This is a genomic window from Paenisporosarcina sp. (assembly GCF_057785155.1).
In genome coordinates this window covers 159,526-177,204 of the sequence record NZ_JBYNRN010000033.1, presented here as the reverse complement: position 1 = coordinate 177,204, position 17,679 = coordinate 159,526, and the positions used below count along the sequence as shown (strand labels likewise).

At 39.0% G+C, this 17,679-nt stretch carries 17 protein-coding genes; 1 reads left to right on the top strand and 16 read right to left on the bottom strand.

The window, feature by feature from the left end:
* Positions 1 to 62: 62 nt before the first annotated feature.
* The 8 genes from AC3EA5_RS12245 to AC3EA5_RS12210 all read right to left on the bottom strand — a co-directional run bounded on the left by AC3EA5_RS12245 (position 63) and on the right by AC3EA5_RS12210 (position 6,708).
* Positions 63 to 1,370, bottom strand: a complete 1,308-nt coding sequence (locus AC3EA5_RS12245) for a methyl-accepting chemotaxis protein (RefSeq protein ID WP_488608599.1) — start codon at positions 1,368 to 1,370, stop codon at positions 63 to 65.
* A gap of 2 nt (positions 1,371 to 1,372) precedes the next feature.
* The gene (locus AC3EA5_RS12240) at positions 1,373 to 1,813 is read right to left on the bottom strand and encodes a low molecular weight protein arginine phosphatase (RefSeq protein WP_488608598.1); all 441 of its coding nucleotides are present in this window, start codon (positions 1,811 to 1,813) and stop codon (positions 1,373 to 1,375) included.
* Between the two features lie 8 nt (positions 1,814 to 1,821).
* Positions 1,822 to 2,313: a manganese efflux pump MntP gene (locus AC3EA5_RS12235; RefSeq protein WP_488608597.1), complete on the bottom strand. Its 492-nt coding sequence runs from the start codon at positions 2,311 to 2,313 to the stop codon at positions 1,822 to 1,824.
* A 54-nt stretch (positions 2,314 to 2,367) separates the two neighbouring features.
* Positions 2,368 to 3,402 (bottom strand): L-threonylcarbamoyladenylate synthase, encoded by a 1,035-nt coding sequence (locus AC3EA5_RS12230; protein WP_488608596.1) that lies wholly within the window; start codon positions 3,400 to 3,402, stop codon positions 2,368 to 2,370.
* A 79-nt stretch (positions 3,403 to 3,481) separates the two neighbouring features.
* A complete protein-coding gene (locus AC3EA5_RS12225) occupies positions 3,482 to 4,051 on the bottom strand; it encodes a stage II sporulation protein R (protein WP_488608595.1) in 570 nt (189 codons plus the stop codon).
* A gap of 46 nt (positions 4,052 to 4,097) precedes the next feature.
* Positions 4,098 to 4,964, bottom strand: coding sequence for a peptide chain release factor N(5)-glutamine methyltransferase (gene prmC, locus AC3EA5_RS12220; protein ID WP_488608594.1), 867 nt, complete (start codon positions 4,962 to 4,964; stop codon positions 4,098 to 4,100).
* Positions 4,948 to 6,027: a peptide chain release factor 1 gene (gene prfA, locus AC3EA5_RS12215; RefSeq protein ID WP_394190321.1), complete on the bottom strand. Its 1,080-nt coding sequence runs from the start codon at positions 6,025 to 6,027 to the stop codon at positions 4,948 to 4,950. Before prfA ends, prmC begins: the two co-directional genes overlap by 17 nt.
* 66 nt (positions 6,028 to 6,093) lie before the next feature.
* A complete protein-coding gene (locus tag AC3EA5_RS12210; RefSeq protein WP_488608593.1) occupies positions 6,094 to 6,708 on the bottom strand; it encodes a thymidine kinase in 615 nt (204 codons plus the stop codon).
* An 811-nt stretch (positions 6,709 to 7,519) separates the two neighbouring features.
* On the opposite strand from AC3EA5_RS12210, the gene AC3EA5_RS12205 reads away from it, so the two are divergent.
* Complete coding sequence (locus AC3EA5_RS12205) at positions 7,520 to 8,512, top strand: nuclease-related domain-containing protein (RefSeq protein WP_488608592.1); 993 nt, start codon at positions 7,520 to 7,522, stop codon at positions 8,510 to 8,512.
* 682 nt (positions 8,513 to 9,194) lie between these two features.
* On the opposite strand, the gene rpmE is transcribed toward AC3EA5_RS12205, so the two are convergent.
* From rpmE to pyrG, 8 genes are all read right to left on the bottom strand, one after another.
* On the bottom strand, positions 9,195 to 9,410 hold the full coding sequence (gene rpmE / locus AC3EA5_RS12200; protein ID WP_394190325.1) for a 50S ribosomal protein L31: 216 nt from the start codon (positions 9,408 to 9,410) through the stop codon (positions 9,195 to 9,197).
* Between the two features lie 176 nt (positions 9,411 to 9,586).
* Complete coding sequence (rho, locus tag AC3EA5_RS12195) at positions 9,587 to 10,870, bottom strand: transcription termination factor Rho (RefSeq protein WP_488608591.1); 1,284 nt, start codon at positions 10,868 to 10,870, stop codon at positions 9,587 to 9,589.
* A 129-nt stretch (positions 10,871 to 10,999) separates the two neighbouring features.
* On the bottom strand, positions 11,000 to 11,968 hold the full coding sequence (gene glpX, locus AC3EA5_RS12190) for a class II fructose-bisphosphatase (RefSeq protein WP_488608590.1): 969 nt from the start codon (positions 11,966 to 11,968) through the stop codon (positions 11,000 to 11,002).
* 84 nt (positions 11,969 to 12,052) lie between these two features.
* Positions 12,053 to 13,345 carry a UDP-N-acetylglucosamine 1-carboxyvinyltransferase gene (gene murA / locus AC3EA5_RS12185; RefSeq protein WP_488608589.1) on the bottom strand — a complete coding sequence of 431 codons (1,293 nt, stop codon included), beginning with the start codon at positions 13,343 to 13,345 and terminating at the stop codon, positions 12,053 to 12,055.
* A gap of 33 nt (positions 13,346 to 13,378) precedes the next feature.
* Positions 13,379 to 14,029 (bottom strand): fructose-6-phosphate aldolase, encoded by a 651-nt coding sequence (fsa, locus tag AC3EA5_RS12180; protein WP_488608588.1) that lies wholly within the window; start codon positions 14,027 to 14,029, stop codon positions 13,379 to 13,381.
* 96 nt (positions 14,030 to 14,125) lie between these two features.
* Positions 14,126 to 14,983 (bottom strand): class II fructose-bisphosphate aldolase, encoded by an 858-nt coding sequence (locus tag AC3EA5_RS12175; RefSeq protein WP_488608587.1) that lies wholly within the window; start codon positions 14,981 to 14,983, stop codon positions 14,126 to 14,128.
* Between the two features lie 100 nt (positions 14,984 to 15,083).
* Complete coding sequence (locus AC3EA5_RS12170; protein WP_488608586.1) at positions 15,084 to 15,443, bottom strand: response regulator; 360 nt, start codon at positions 15,441 to 15,443, stop codon at positions 15,084 to 15,086.
* Between the two features lie 498 nt (positions 15,444 to 15,941).
* Positions 15,942 to 17,537 carry a CTP synthase gene (gene pyrG, locus AC3EA5_RS12165; RefSeq protein ID WP_488608585.1) on the bottom strand — a complete coding sequence of 532 codons (1,596 nt, stop codon included), beginning with the start codon at positions 17,535 to 17,537 and terminating at the stop codon, positions 15,942 to 15,944.
* Between the last annotated feature and the right edge of the window lie 142 nt (positions 17,538 to 17,679).

Sequence of the window (17,679 nt, the reverse complement as noted above, 5' to 3'; positions counted from 1 at the left end):
CAACCTCATGAATATCTTATCATTATTCGAATAAAAAGTACCAACTTGTCCAAAAGAGTTCGTTAAATTTTGCTAGTCGTACGATCAAATTGTTGAATCATTTTATGTAATTGCTGAGATTGTTCTTTTAGTTCTGCAGACAATTGGTCGATATGATCAATTGATTTAGATTGTTCTTCTGTTGCACTTCTTACTTCTAAAGCTCCAGCAGACGTTTCTTCTGCAATCGCTGCTACTTCTTGAGATTGTTGGGCAGTCATTTCAATATTTTTTAGTTGCTTCTCAACAAATCCTGAAATTTCTACGACAGATTCTGCTACTTCATGAATTTTACTCGTCATACCTTCAACCGCTTCATTGGTTTCAGAAACTCTCGTTGCTTCATTCACAGCAAATGAAACTTGTTCAGTCATTTGGGTAACAACAGTTTGAACATCCGATTGAATCGCATGAATTAGTTCTGAAATTCCTTTTACGGCATTCGCACTCTCATCAGCTAATTTACGAACTTCTTCAGCGACAATGGCAAAACCTTTGCCATGTTCACCGGCTCTTGCAGCTTCTATAGAAGCATTTAATGCCAATAAATTCGTTTGAGCGGCAATATCACCTACAAGGCCAATAATGCGTTCAACTTTTCCTGCATTTTCTTCGAGTGTATAGATGTTACCTAAGGCAGATTCACTTCCTGTTGCAATTCGTTGAATGCCATTTACGAGCGATTGAATGATGACAGTCGTAGATTCAAGTTCAGTAATCATTTGTTTTGAATGAAGAGAAGAACTTTCAGCACGTGTATTCATTTCAGAAGCTAATATTCGCACTTCTTGAACGGACTCAGCGGTATCTTGTATGGAGACAGCTGAACTTTCTGCTCCTTGAGAAATTTGAGAAATGGTATACGAAATGGTCTCAGCTTGAGCCGATGCCGCTGATGTTTCAGTTGATAGCAGTTGGACCGTTTTATTTGTACGTTCAAAATTATCTTCAATACTATCAACCATTTGTCGCATATTCGTCAGCATTGATTGAAAGGCAATGGCAACAGAATTTATTTCATCGGTTGAATTTGAAATCTTCACATCAACCCCTATTTTCCCTTGGGCTGCTAGGTTCGCAACTTGTTCTAAGTTTTGAAGAGGTTTCACTAATAAAGAACTGAAGAAATAAGCTAAAATGCCAGACCATAGAATTCCTAATGCATATGTAATAAGTTCAAAGTCAAACGAATTTATTTCCGGAAAAAAGTTGGGTTGAAGATAGTTAATAAACAAAGCACTCGTTGTATATGTAATGACCGCTAACGTAACGACGAATAAAACAATCTTACTTTTCAATCCAAACTTACGTTTCTGTTTTTGAGCTTCCATTTTCATGCCTCCATCATCTTAGTTGCGAGTTCTTCTATTAAAGTGTCTAATTCGTTAAAGGTTTTTTGATACGTTTGAACATCACCACCAAAAGGATCTGAAACATCGTGTGATCCATATGGTCGTACATATTCTTTAAGTGTAAACGTCTTCTCAATCACATAAGGGAAAGCTTGTCCGAGCATTTGTTTATGAGCAGTTGTCATCGTTAAGATTAAATCTGCCCATCGTAAATCTTCTTCGCTTATTTGACGAGAAAAATGCATAAAGTCAATTCCTTTACTCGAGATAACGTGTTTGGCATTCTCCGAAATATCTCCGCCATCCATCGCATAAATTCCGGCAGATCGAACGTCCATATTTGGTATGTTTTGAGCTTGGAACAACGCTTCAGCCATTGGGCTTCGACATGTATTCCCAGTGCAGATAAAGTAAATATTCATTTAATCCCTCATTTACTTAAAAATGTGAGCACACTCAAAATAATTAAGCATACCCCAGATATTCTTGTAAGAATCGGTCCTTTAATAAAGTTACCTTTTAGTGCTATGTATGAAAAAATAAATGCAAAAACGCCAGCACTAATTAAAAAGACCCATCTCTGTAAATGAAGCATACCAAAAGAAAGGCTAACTGAAAAGGTGTCTATACTGACTATTATGGCGAGAAAAGCAGGAGGGAAATAGGAGTTAGTCGGTTTGTGTTGGTTTAAACATAAATGAAGTCCTGTTAGAAAAAGTAGCACGGCTGAAATCCACCGTCCACCTTCGAGGAGAAGGTGAGTAATCCATTCACCAGCTAAGAAGCCGATGAACGGAAAAATCATATGTAAGATTCCGGTCCAAATGGCCAGAAGAAGGGGTGTTCTTATTTTAGGTAATACACTATATAGCGCCACGACATCTAATGCCGTCAAAATCCCAGCAAATAACTCTGTACCCAAATAACATCTCTCCTATCTTTGCATTCGTATTACTATATGCAAATATTGAAGAGTTTACGATATCCACCAGTTTCCATTTGCCGCTTTTTCTAAACGGTTTAATATGGCTGTGCCTACACCATCTGTTTGAGGTACTGTAACTAGCACGATATCAGCGGTCGTCTCATCACATGCCCTTAAATGCGCATACAACGATTGAGCGTATTCATCCAGATTCGATCCATCTCCTAACGAAAAGAACCAATCTGCAGCGTCAACTTTGCATGTAACTGGCGCTAATAGAGCGACCGTTTGACCATTGTTATGTATCTCATTAATGGCTGTATTTATAACAGATGTCTCGGGTTTTATTAAATAAACAGGTGCATCTGGCGCATAGTGTGCATATTTCATGCCAGGTGCTTTTGGCACTGAACTGTCTTGTTCATGTTCACTATTGGGTTCGATTACTTCCCCAATTACTTCACGCAACATTGGAGCGGTAACTCCACCTGGACGAAGAATCACTGGAGGGTCTACGGTAAAATCAGCTACGGTAGATTCTAACCCAATACCTGTCGCACCACCATCTAAGATTAATGGAATTCTGCCTTGAAGATCGTGTTCGACATGTTTTCCCGTTGTTGGACTCGGCTTTCCACTTCGGTTCGCACTCGGAGCAGCGAGTGGTTCCTTTAGCCTTCTCAACAACTCAAGCGCAACTGGATGATCCGGCATTCGCAAGCCAACTGTGGATAAACCTGCTGTTACATTTGAGGCAAATAAAGATGGTTTCGCGTTTAAAATAATCGTTAAAGGACCAGGCCAAAAAGCGTCTATGCAACGTTTCGCTTTTTCAGGAATCGATTGAACGTATTGCTCAATATCATGGGGATTTCCCACATGCACGATTAAAGGATTATCTGAAGGTCTACCCTTCGCTTCAAAAACTTTTGCAACCGCATTTTGGTTCGTTGCAATAGCTCCTAAGCCGTACACCGTTTCAGTTGGAAAAGCCACAACTTCACCAGCACGGAGCATATCCACAGCCTGTGAATAAAGCAAATCGTTATGCACATTTTTATCCACAATTCGTCGTTTAGTTTCCAATTGTCAAACTCCCTTCTATCGCGGTTTATCCATTAGTTATACACATAGTGTGGATAAGTAGTGAACAATCGGTGGATAACTACGACCAAAACTTGTTTTTTATCCACTCCCACGTCCAAAACTTCACTGGTTCTTCCTTCGGCTCTTCATCACGGTAGCAGACTTTTGGAAATAATGCGCACCACCAATTGTCCCCTTTACCTTCACCAATCGTAACAACTAATGCTTTTTGTACATTTTGTGAATAAAAAATGGAACCATCTTTTTTAGGTGGAATGAGTGCATCTACTACTTGAATCTGAATCATTTTTTTCGTGATTTTCCCAGCACGCTTTGTCATTTCATTCGTTAAACTGCTCAACTGATGTTCTAGTTCTTCTGCCGATTTTGCAGTTGCAATGGCTTCGACTAAAATCGGTTGAATTTCTTCTTGAATCAATGACTTCATTTCTTGATCCTCTTGCGTGTTACTATTTGCAACAATTCGTACATGAATGGCATCAGCAGGTATTGCTTCAGCTGCCCCACTCGCACTTGGCAATAAGAACAACATTGTTTGAATGATCAATAAAGAAAAAATGAGTTCCATCCATGGGGATCTTTTCGATTGTGGTGATTCATTTCTAATAATCTCGTAATCTGGCAACATGTTTTGTTCGCCTCCTTGCCCCTATTGTGGACAAGGTGTGGATACTTTATTCACTTATCTCGCAAAATATCATTCGATTTTTTCCGTTAATGTCTTTTACTATATCAACTTTAGCTTTTGGGAATGCTAGTTGGAAAAATTCTTGCACGGTCGGTCCTTGTTCGTGACCGATTTCAAGACCAATTAGTCCAGGTTTATTCATCATTGAAGGCAACTCTTCAGACAGCCGCTTATATAAATACAGACCTTGTTCTTCAGCAAATAAAGCAGAGTGTGGTTCGTATTCATACACACTATCAGATAGAGTCTCCGCTTCCTCAAACGCAATATACGGTGGGTTAGATAAAACAACATCCCACTTTTGATCAGCGATTGGTTTAGATAAATCACCTTGTTTAAAATGAATATCTGCTCCTAGTGATTCAGCGTTTCTCTTCGCCATATCTAGTGCATCTTGAGACAAATCAGTAACTGTTACTTGGAATGAAGGCTGTTCCAGTTTAAGAGAAATACCTATTACGCCACTGCCAGTTCCGATATCTGCCACTAGGACATCTGTTTTATTCGAAAAAAGAGATTTTACTCTATTTATTGTTTCGTAAACTAGTTCTTCCGTTTCTGGACGTGGAATTAATACATGTTCGTTCACTTCAAAGTTGCGACCGTAAAATTCTTCAGATCCAGTAATATACTGCACTGGTTTTCCTTTTACATGTTCTTCAATGAGCGACCAATAGTGTTCATACTCAGTTTCTGACATTGGTTCTCGCATATCCGCAAGTAATTGAGCATGCGTTTTGTTTAAAACATGTTGAAGCAGCAATCGAGCAACAGGTTCTTCTCTTTTGTTTTCAATTAAAAAAGAAGAAGCCCTAGATAGGGCCTCATATATATACTTATACATCTGATTCATTCATCCGATCTAAACGTTCTGATTGATCCGTTAAGATTAATACATCCACGATTTCATCCAATTTACCTTCCATAATTTGATCTAACTTTTGAATCGTTAAACCAACACGGTGATCAGTCACTCGGTTTTGTGGATAGTTGTACGTGCGAATTCGTTCTGAACGATCTCCTGTCCCAACTGCTGACTTACGAACAGAGTCGTACTCAGCCTGCGCTTCTTGACGGAATTTATCAGCAACACGTGCACGTAAAACCGTCATTGCTTTCGCTTTGTTTTTAATTTGAGATTTTTCATCTTGGCACGTTACAACCGTACCAGTCGGAATATGCGTTAAACGCACAGCTGACATCGTTGTATTAACCGATTGTCCACCGGCCCCTGATGAAGCGTACGTATCCGTACGAATATCATTTTCATGAATTTCTACGTCGACTTCTTCTACTTCAGGTAAACAAGCAACTGTTGCTGTTGACGTGTGAATACGTCCGCCAGATTCAGTTTCCGGTACACGTTGTACACGGTGTGCTCCGTTTTCGTATTTCATTTTCGAATAAGCACCAGTCCCGTTAATCATAAAGATGACTTCTTTATAACCACCAATTCCAGTCGGTGAAGAATCCATAACATCCACTTTCCAGCCTTGAGCATCTGCAAATCGACTGTACATGCGGAATAGATTCCCTGCAAATAAAGCAGCTTCATCTCCGCCGGCAGCTCCACGAATCTCGATGATAACGTTCTTATCATCATTCGGATCCTTTGGAATCAAAAGAAGTTTCAAGCGTTCTTCAATCGCTTCGATTTGTGGTTCAAGTTCATTAACCTCTTCTTTTACCATCTCGCGCATATCGGCATCTAGCTTTTCTTCAAGCATCGCTTTCGCTTCGGCTAATTGGGCTTTAATATCCTTATATTCGCGATACGCATCCACTGTATCTTGCAGGTCAGACTGCTCTTTAGAAAGTGTGCGTAACTTGTTCGTATCATTAACAATATCAGGGTCACTTAGTAATTCATTTAATCGATCATATCGGTCTTCTACCGATTGTAAGCGGTCGAACATGTTATCACCTCATCCGTTCATTTATATCTTTAACAGTATAATTATATAGAAAAAGAGCAGCTTTCGCTACTCTTTGTCATATGCAAGAGTTGTTTGATGAGTTACACCCGCCGGCACCTCGTGATGATGACGACATCTCGGTTCATATGCTTCCGTTGCACCAATCAGAATAATTGGATCTTCGTACCCTGCAGGCTGCCCATTAATAAGTCTTTGCGTTCGACTTGCTGGTGATCCACAAGTTTGGCAAACCGCTTGAAGCTTCGTCACTTGTTCAGCTAGCGACATCATTTTAGGCATAGGACCAAATGGCTCGCCTCTGAAGTCTTGATCTAAACCTGCAACAATGACGCGGAAGCCATGATCTGCTAATCGTTGAACGACATCTGTAATTCCTTCATCAAAGAATTGTGCTTCATCTATTCCGATCACATCATACTCGTCCGAAATATGCGGCCAAATATCTTTTGAACTTTCTACAGGCATCGCAATTACTTTAGTTCCATTATGACTTACGACTTCTTCTTCGCTATAGCGATTATCTATACGCGGTTTGAACACCGCAATCTTTTGTTTTGCAAATTGCGCGCGTCTAACGCGACGAATTAATTCCTCAGATTTCCCGGAGAACATACTTCCGCAAATAACCTCTACCCAACCAGATTGTGTCATCACGTACATAGAAGACACTCCTTTCAAAACTCTCTATTCCCTATCATACCGAAATTCTTTTTACATTACCTCTCTTTATTTTCACAAGAAGTTGTGTTAAGGGTGTCAAACCCTGATTTGGACTGCGTGCTCTTTTGGAGGGAATTCCTATGAGCTCGCGACGGTTATTGGAACAATTACAACTGAGATTGCGATAGTTCTAACTGAGATGGTCATTTCTCTAACTGAGATCCTTATAATTCTAACCAAGATCGCTAAAATTCTAACTGAGACTTCCACACACTAACAGAAACACCCGCCAAGCGCCAAGCGGGCGGGGCTATTCAGCTCTTGAAAATCTAATTTGTGCTACACGCTCTGTTTAGCAGCCTTGTTTGATTGGATTTCCTATGTACTCTCGAAAGATTTTGGCACGATTACAACAGAGATCGCGATTCTTCTAACTGAGATGGTCATTTTTCTAACTGAGATTCTTATAATTCTAACCATGATTGCTAAAATTCTAACTGAGACTCCTACACCCTAACAGACACCCGCCAAAGCGACTGCGGGCGGGGCTATTCAGCTATTGAAACCCTAATTTGTGCTGCACGCTCTGCTTAGCAGCCTTGGGTTTTTGGATTTCCAATGTACTCGCGTAAGATTTGGGCACAATTACAACTGAGATCGCGATTCTTCTAACTGAGATGGTCAATTTTCTAACTGAGATCCTCATAATTCTAACCAAGATTGCTCAAATTCTAACTGAGATAATATTATTCGATAATCCTTTGTCAAAACTTGCTCTTGCAAGCTTAATTATGATAGTTTCGAATTAGGAATGAAAAAAATATTCTATTTTAGGAGGGTCTCTATAAATTCAATAAGAACTGTTCCAAAATCTATTGAAGTATTTAAACGATTATTAAAACGTTTTCCTGAACATCACCCCTACACTAAAGTGATCGCCGATCAACTAAAATATGCGGATTCCGGATTTCATGGTGAAACATATGTTGATCACTTTTTAAATCAAATCGATTTCCCTACCCCACATGTAATTCTCAAAGGTCTTCACATTCAAATTAACCCTAATTCCTATTTACAAATCGATACTCTCATAATCACTAAAAAATATATAGCCATTTTAGAAATCAAAAATATTAAAGGTAAAGTTATTTTTCAGACAAACCCCAAACAATTGGTACGTGAGATAAATGGTGAAACAACTACATTTAAATGTCCTGAACAACAAATAATCCGCCATTATAGAAAACTTCAATTTATTTTATCGAAGTTAAACATTGATATTCCGGTAGAACAAAGAATTGTGTTTGCCTTTTCATCCACTCATATTGCTCAGCCGCCAGAAAATATTAAAGTACTAATGGGCTGTGATATTTCTAATCATCTTGATTTATTAAATCAACTTCCAGATATCATTTCCACAACAGAATTTAAGAAATTAAAAAATTTCTTAAATAAAAACCATTTAGAATTCGTTCCTAGACCATTACATGACATTTATCCTTTTGATTTAAACCATTTGAAAACAGGTATTTTTTGCTCATTATGCGAAATAACTTTAACAAATGAAAACAGATGCCCTACATGTAAAACTTCAAGAAAATCACTTCAAAAGCAAGCAATTGAAGAATGGTTTTACTTATGTAAGAACACTATTTCAAACAAAGAATGCGTATTCTATTTAAACTTAAAGAATAAATTTGATGGTTCTTACGTTTTAAAAAAATTTAATTTGGCACCAAAAAGTAGCAGCAAATATCGTCACTACACCTATTCGGAATCCTTCTGGTTAGTTAAAAAAGAATAGTAGCTAAAAAAGCAGAAGCACAAAATGCTTCTGTTTTTTTACGGTTACAATTACAACTGAGATCGCGATAATTCTAACTGAGATGGTCATTTTTCTAACTGAGATCCTAATAATTCTAACCAAGACTGTTAAAATTCTAACTGAGACTCCTACACACTAACAGAAACACCCGCCAAGCCCCAAGCGGGCGGGTCTATTCAGGCTCTTAAAACCCTAATTTGTACTGCACGCTCTGCTTAGCAGCCTTGTTTGATTGGATTTCCTATGTACTCGCGATAGTTTTTGGAACAATTACAACTGAGATGGTCATTTTTCTAACTGAGATCCTTATTATTCTAACCAAGACCGCTAAAATTCTAACTGAGACTCCTACACACTAACTGAAACTCCCGCCGAACGATTGCAGACTCGGCTATACAGTTCTTGAAACCCTAATTGTGCTGCACGCTCTGCTTAGCAGCCTTGTTTGATTGGATTTCCTATGGACTCGCGATAGTTTTTGGAACAATTACAACTGAGATTGCGATAATTCTAACTGAGATGGCCATTTATCTAACTGAGATCCTCATTATTCTAACCATAACGTCAAATATTCTAACTGAGATTCCCACACACATTAAAATCCCATCGAAAAAAGAAAAATACCCACGAAGAGCAGATGCTCTACGCGGGTATTTGATTACTACTCTTGAATTTCTTCTTTAAGACCGTATTTTTTGTTGAAACGATCAACACGGCCATCCGCTGCTGCGAATTTTTGACGGCCAGTATAGAATGGATGACATTCTGAGCAAAACTCAACATTGATGTTTTCCTTTACTGAACCTGTCTCAAACGAGTTACCACATGAACATGTAACTGTTGCAACTTTGTAATTTGGATGAATTCCTGGTTTCATAAATAAATTCTCCTCTCGCCCTGTACCATCTGGAACAGAGTTGGTTATTGAACTGTCACCTTACACGACCCGTTCAATTCCAGTCGCATATGTCACAGAATATGGTTTTTGTACCGACTTACAGTATATCAAATAGTTAAATGCAAATCAAGAGGTTGATTTACATCCTTTTTTATTTAAATTAACCCTTTGCCGTTACGTTTTTCTTTCATATCAGTATTTAATTGCTCGAAAAAGTCTTCATTCGACTTAGATTGACGCATTTTTTTCAAGAAGCGCTCTCCAAAGTCATGTGAATCAGAGAAGGTTTTACGAATAGCCCATAGCTTGTCTAACTGATCCGAAGGAATTAATAATTCTTCCTTACGCGTTCCAGATCGACGAATATCAAGAGCTGGGAAGATGCGACGTTCTGCCAAACTACGATCAAGATGTAACTCTAGATTCCCTGTACCTTTGAATTCTTCGTAAATGACTTCATCCATACGTGACCCTGTGTCAATTAAAGCAGTTGCTAGAATCGTCAAGCTTCCGCCTTCTTCAATATTACGTGCTGCACCAAAGAAACGTTTTGGACGATGGAATGCTGCTGGGTCAATACCACCAGATAGTGTTCGACCGCTTGGTGGTATAACTAGGTTATACGCACGTGCTAAACGGGTAATCGAATCCATCAAAATAATCACATCTCGCTTATGCTCAACGAGTCTCATCGCACGGTCTAACACTAACTCAGCTACTTTTACATGATTTTCTGGAACTTCATCAAATGTAGAACTCACTACATCAGCATTTACCGAACGTTCAATGTCTGTTACTTCTTCAGGACGCTCGTCTATTAATAAAACAATTAATTCAGCTTCAGGATAATTCGTTGTGATGGCATTTGCGATTTCTTTTAATAACATCGTCTTACCAGCTTTAGGAGGTGCAACAATTAATCCACGTTGGCCAAAACCAACTGGTGCTACTAAATCCATGATGCGCGTAGAAAGTTTATTAGGTTCTGTTTCTAGCTTAATATGACGATCGGGATATAACGCAGTTAAGCCTGGGAAATGAACACGTTCTTTTGCAAGATCCGGGTCTTCTCCGTTTACTAGTTCCACTTGCAATAATCCGTAATATCGCTCGTTCTCTTTAGGAGGACGGACTTTCCCCGTCACTTTATCACCGTTTCTTAAATCAAAACGACGAATCTGAGAGGCTGAGATGTAAATATCTTCTGAGCTCGGAGAATAGTTGATAGGTCGTAAGAATCCAAAACCTTCAGATTGGATAATTTCTAAGACACCTTCCATAAAGAAGAAGCCTTCTTGTTCAGCACGTGTTTTTAATATAGCAAATATTAATTCTTTTTTTGACAGCTTGCTATATGTAGATACTTTAAATTTACGAGCTAACGCATAAAGTTCTTTTAACGTCATATTTTCTAATTCTGTAATGGTCAATGTAGACATATAGTGCACCACTCTTATTCATATTTTATTGTGTTTTTGCAGGGTGAATTGTGTGGAATGGATTCATTCCAAGAAAAGGATATACGTAGAAGATGTCTGGCCCCTAAAGACCAGACATTAATTTTGAAGTTAGTCTTTCATCAAAAGATGAGGTTTTTTCTTCAAGCTGTGTCGTCCCTCTACGAAACGCACGGTACCTGATTTTGCACGCATAACTAGTGAATGTGACTCTGCATAAGCACCTTTAAATTGAACACCACGTAGGAGTTCACCATCCGTTACGCCTGTTGCTGCAAAAATGGCATCATCGCCTTTAACTAAGTCTTCCATTCGGAATACTTTGCTAACATCGAGTCCCATTCGGATACAACGTTGTAATTCTTCGTCATTTTGAGGAACTAGTCGACCCTGAATTTCACCGCCTAGGCATTTTAATCCAACTGCTGCGATTACGCCTTCAGGTGCACCGCCCATTCCAAATAAAATATCTACACCGGTTTCATCAAAAGCCGTATTAATAGCTCCTGCAACGTCACCGTCATTGATTAATTTAATACGCGCTCCTGAAGCACGAATTTCATCAATGATTTTTTGATGTCTTGGACGATTCAAAATGGTTGCTACCACGTCTTCAATGTCTTTGTTTTTAGCACGTGCAACTGCTAACAAGTTATCTGTTACAGAAGCATTGATGTCCACTTTGCCGACAGCTTCCGGTCCAACTGCTATCTTGTCCATGTACATATCTGGAGCATTTAACAGATTTCCTCGGTCTGCAATGGCTAAAACTGCTAATGCATTCCAGCCACCAGAAGCCACAATATTAGTTCCTTCTAGGGGATCAACAGCAACGTCCACTTGTGGACCGCCATTGCCTAAGCCTAGTTTTTCCCCAATATAAAGCATCGGTGCTTCATCCATTTCGCCTTCACCAATAACGACAACGCCTTCCATTGGTATGGAGTTAAAAACGTCACGCATTGCTGTAGTTGCTGCGTCGTCCGCTTCATTTTTCAAGCCGCGACCCATCCATCGTGCTGAAGCAATTGCTGCTGCCTCTGTTACACGTACTAATTCCATCGATAAACTGCGTTCCATTTTGTTAGTCCTCCCGTATTCCGGTTTAAAATCGGTCTTTTATTATCCACATTCCATTGTATCATAAGTGGCAAGATGCGATTTTTAGTGAGTTTCATCTTCAAACTTTTTTACTTTCTCATCAGGCAGTGTTTCACGTCGAATATCTGCTCCAAGACCTTGTAATTTCTCAATCAATGAACTATATCCACGCTCAATGTGTGAAATTTCATGGATTTCTGTTTCGCCTTCAGCGATTAATCCTGCAAGAACTAATGCAGCACCTGCACGTAGATCAGAAGCACGAACCGAAGCAGATTCTAACTTCGTAGGACCTGTAATGATGGCCGTTCTTCCCTCTACTCGAGCACTCGCATTCATGCGTTTCAGTTCATCGATATGTTTAAAGCGGGCAGAATAAATCGTATCCGTTATAACGGAAGAACCTTTTGCTTGCGTCATCAAAACAGAGAATGGCTGTTGCAAGTCTGTTGCAAATCCAGGGTAAACGAGTGTTTTAACATCAACTGCAGTTAAATTCTCTGCTTTTGGAATGAAGACACTTTCTTCGCCTTCTTCAACGATTACACCCATTTCACGAAGTTTAGCTGTCACAGCTTCCATGTGGAAAGGAATCACGTTATCAACTGTAATTCCATCTCCTGCTACTGCTGCCATAATCATAAACGTCCCCGCTTCGATACGGTCAGGAATAATTGTATGATTTGTACCATGTAGTTCTTCTACACCGTCGATACGAATAACATTCGTCCCAGCACCTTTAATTTTTGCGCCCATATTCGAAAGAAGTGTAGCAACGTCAATAATTTCAGGTTCTTTCGCAGCATTTTCAATCGTAGTTTGTCCTTTAGCAAGGACAGCTGCCAACATAATATTAATTGTTGCGCCAACACTAACTACGTCTAAATATATTTTAGCTCCACGTAATTCGTCAGCACGTAAATAAATGGCGCCGTGTTCATTCGTCACTTTTGCACCAAGTGCTTCAAAACCTTTAATGTGTTGATCAATCGGACGAGGTCCTAAGAAACATCCTCCCGGAAGTCCGATAACCGCTTTCTTAAAACGACCAAGCATTGCACCCATTAAATAATAAGAAGCGCGTAGTTTCTTCACGTTCCCGTTAGGTAAAGGCATTCCTTGCATTTTTGACGGGTCGATTGACATCGTTCCGTCAGCAAAGTCCACTTCTCCACCGATTTCTTCTAGCAATTCTTTTAATGTCCATACATCAGAGATTTCAGGTAATCCTTCAATGTTCACTTGCGAATTAGCTAAAATGGAAGCGGGAATTAAAGCAACTGCACTATTTTTCGCACCACTTACTTTGATGGTACCTTGCAAACGTTTTTGTCCATTTATTTTATATACATCCATTATCATTCACCTACAATCAATTCAAGAGTTAACTTATTCTGCACTTTTTCTGCTATTCCAATCCGCTAAAAATCCTTCAATTCCTTTATCCGTTAAAGGATGTTTGAACATTTGTTTCATTACGTTAATTGGCATTGTGCCAATATGTGCGCCATGTAAGGCTGCATCAGTTACATGTTGAGGATGACGGATAGAAGCTGCAATAATTTCAGTTTCAATGTTATGCAGTTCGAAAATTTGTGCAATCGTGCCAACTAAATCCATTCCATTATGACCAATATCATCTAAACGTCCAAGAAATGGCGATACATAAGTCGCTCCAGCGCGCGCTGCAAGAAGTGCTTGATTGGCACTAAAAATTAACGTGATATTTGTTTTAATGCCTTCTTTAGAAAATACAGAACATGCTGCTAAGCCATCCGGCGTCATCGGTAATTTAACCGTGATATTTGGAGCGATTGCTGCTAATTCGCGTCCTTCTTTAATCATGCCTTCAGCGTCTAAAGCAATTACTTCTGCACTTACTGAACCTTCAACTAGTGTAGTGATTTCGCGTAAACGGTCATGAAAAGAAATATTTTCTTTTGCAACGAGTGAAGGGTTTGTCGTAACACCAGATAAAATCCCCCACGCATGCGCTTCTTTTATTTCTTCAAAATTTGCTGTATCAATAAAAAACTTCATATTAGTATTGCCTCCTATTTATGGAAAAAGAGGAGAAGGCCGCAAACAATGTCAACGGACACTTCTCCTTGTTAGTCATTTTCTTGATTATTCAGCTTACGCTTTCCCTGCACTTCCAAAGTCGCGCATTTTCCCTTGCACAGTCGTTTGAATCGCATCACGGGCTGGGATTAAATACTTGCGTGGATCGTAAGCATCCGGGTTGTTATTTAAGAAATCACGAATCGCTTTTGTTGCTGCGATTTGATTTTCTGTATTTACATTAATTTTTGCCGTTCCAAGTGAAATTGAACGTTGAATATCTTTCACTGGAATTCCAGTACCACCGTGAAGTACTAGTGGTAAATCAGATAGTTTAGAGATTTCTTCCATCTCAGCAAAGCCAAGGTTTGGTTCACCTTTGTATGGTCCATGAACAGAACCTAATGCTGGTGCTAAACAATCAATATCCGTACGATTCACTAACTCTGCACATTCTTTTGGATCCGCATAGATAACGCCGTCAGCAATAATATCATCTTCTTGGCCGCCAACTGTACCTAGCTCAGCTTCAACTGATACTCCTTTAGCATGTGCATATTCAACTACTTTAGATGTAATTTCAATATTTTCTTCAAGTGGATGATGAGAAGCATCAATCATAACTGAAGTAAATCCAGCGTCAATTGCTTCCTTACATTTTTCAAAACTAGAACCATGATCTAAGTGAATCGCTACTGGAACAGTAATTTTATAATCATGCATTAAACCTTTTACCATGTGAACTACTGTTGTAAAACCACCCATATATCGAGCTGCACCCTCAGAAACTCCTAGAATTACTGGAGATTTTTCTTCTTGAGCTGCTTGTAAAATGGCTTGCGTGAACTCCAAGTTATTAATATTAAATTGTCCAATTGCATAGCCTTCTTTTTTCCCTTTGATCATCATGTCTTTCATTGATACTAGTGCCATTGAGAAATCCTCCATTTCATCTATAGGAAGTAAATTATCGTAGTTTAACCATCTCTTATCATACCAAAAGCAGCCAGTGATTGCCACTAGCTGCTTTGTTTCAATCTTGTAACATTGTGTTTACAGCATCCCGAACTTCGTAAATATCGAATGGTTTTGTAAAGTAATGAGCTGCTCCTAATTTCATTGCTTCTTGGATTAAGTCAAGTTCTCCATAAGCGGTCATCATAACAACGGGAACCTCAGGCATTTTTGATTTTAATCTTTTTAAAATTTCTATTCCATCCATACCAGGAATCTTCATATCTAATAAAACGCCATCCGGTTTTATACGCTCTGCGATATCCAAAGCTTCAATTCCATTTGCCGCTAAAAACGTTTCATACCCTTCTCGCTTAAAAACTTCATTTAATAAAAGACGAATTCCTTGTTGATCGTCTACGATTAACAATTTTTTCACGATAACCAGACTCCCTTTTTTACCCATTCAACTTACTTTTCTACAATTCTACCAAAAATCCTTCTTTTTTCAGTAATAAATGTGCAAAAAAAATATTTTGTTTACTTTTTAATAGATAAATAGGATCGACACAAGAAATCTCACGTCTATCCGTAGCAGATAAACGATCAGTTTTTTACTTTTAAAAATTTCGTGTACTTCTAAGGTTATTCGAAGATGTTTCCTCGGAAAGGATAACGGTGGGCAATTCAGATCTTAAAAACATAAATTGGTGCTGCCCGCTTCGCTTCCGCAGCCTTTACTGTTGGCATACTCTATTGAACAATTACAACTGTGATGGCGACTCTTCTAACTGTGATGGTAAAAATTCTAACTGAGAACGCCATAATTCTAACCAAGAACCACAAAATTCTAACTGAGATCCAAATCGATCCATAAAAAAAGTGTCCCAAAGTCACCTGACGTGACTAATGGGACACCCTTTTTAATTCAATCTTTTTATTCTCCAACCGATGCGCGAATAAATTCACGGAATAATGGTTGTGGACGTTGTGGACGAGAGATAAATTCTGGGTGGAACTGAGAAGCAACGAAGAATGGGTGATTTGCTAGTTCAATCACTTCAATTAATCGGCCATCTGGACTAGTTCCTGAGAAAATGAAACCTGCAGCTTCAAATTGCTCACGGTATTCGTTATTAAATTCATAACGGTGACGGTGACGTTCGTAAACAAGTTCTTGACCATAAGCTTCATGCGCTTTTGTACCAGGAACCAATTTACACGGTTGAAGACCTAATCGCAGTGTACCACCTAAGTCCTCGACGTCTTTTTGTTCTGGTAATAAATCAATAATTGGATACGGTGTAGCAGGGTTTAATTCAGACGAATGTGCACCTTGTAAATCTAAGATGTTACGTGCGAATTCAACTGTTGCCAATTGCATACCTAAACAGATTCCTAGGAATGGTACGTTATTAACACGAGCGTATTCTGTAGCAGCAATTTTACCTTCTACTCCGCGGTCCCCAAATCCACCAGGCACTAAAATACCATCTACATCGTTTAACCATTCAGTTACATTATCTTGATTTACATGTTCAGCATTGATCCATTTCACTTCGATATCTGCATCAAATGCAAATCCTGCATGTTTCATTGCTTCAACAACTGAAATGTAAGCATCTTGTAACTCAACATATTTTCCAACTAAACCGATGCGAACTTTTTTAGATAGATTTTTAACGCGATCTACTAAAGCAGTCCAATCTGTCATGTCAGCTTCGGGAGCTTTGATTCCAAAGTGATCAAGGACGATTTGGTCCATATGTTGTTCTTGTAATGCTAAAGGTACTTCGTATAAGGATTCCGCGTCACGTGCTTCGATTACTTCGCTTGCTTTAATGTCGCAGAATAAAGCAATTTTATCCTTCATATCTTGAGGAACTGCATGTTCTGTACGTACGACAATAATATTTGGTTGAATTCCTAAACTGCGAAGTTCTTTCACACTATGTTGCGTAGGTTTTGTTTTCATTTCTCCAGCAGCTCGGATGTACGGAATTAATGTACAGTGAATGTACATAACATTATCCCCACCGAAATCGCCTTTCATTTGACGAATTGCCTCTAGGAATGGAAGTGATTCGATATCACCAACCGTTCCCCCAATTTCAGTAATAACAACGTCTGCATTTGTTTCTTTTGCAACCCGTACTAAACGTTCTTTGATTTCATTCGTGATGTGTGGAATTACTTGAACTGTTCCACCTAGGTAATCTCCACGACGTTCTTTTTTCAAGACAGCAGAATACACTTTACCTGTTGTCACGTTTGAGAATTTGCTCACATTAATATCGATGAAACGTTCATAGTGACCTAAATCTAAGTCCGCCTCAGCACCATCGTCCGTTACATACACTTCCCCGTGTTGGTAAGGACTCATTGTTCCTGGGTCCACGTTAATATAAGGATCGAATTTTTGAATGGCAACATTCAATCCTCGGTTTTTTAATAAACGGCCTAGAGATGCCGCTGTGATTCCTTTTCCGAGTGATGATACTACTCCACCCGTTACAAAAATATATTTAGTCAAAGCAAATTCCTCCTTCGGTATTTTAAAATGGTAGGACTTTTATATAGGAATTTCATGCCTAGCTACGAGCGCTTTAGTCGCACTTTTCACTCTTCAATAAAAAAAGCGCCCCACCTGCAGTGTTTGCAGGGGGAGCGCATTA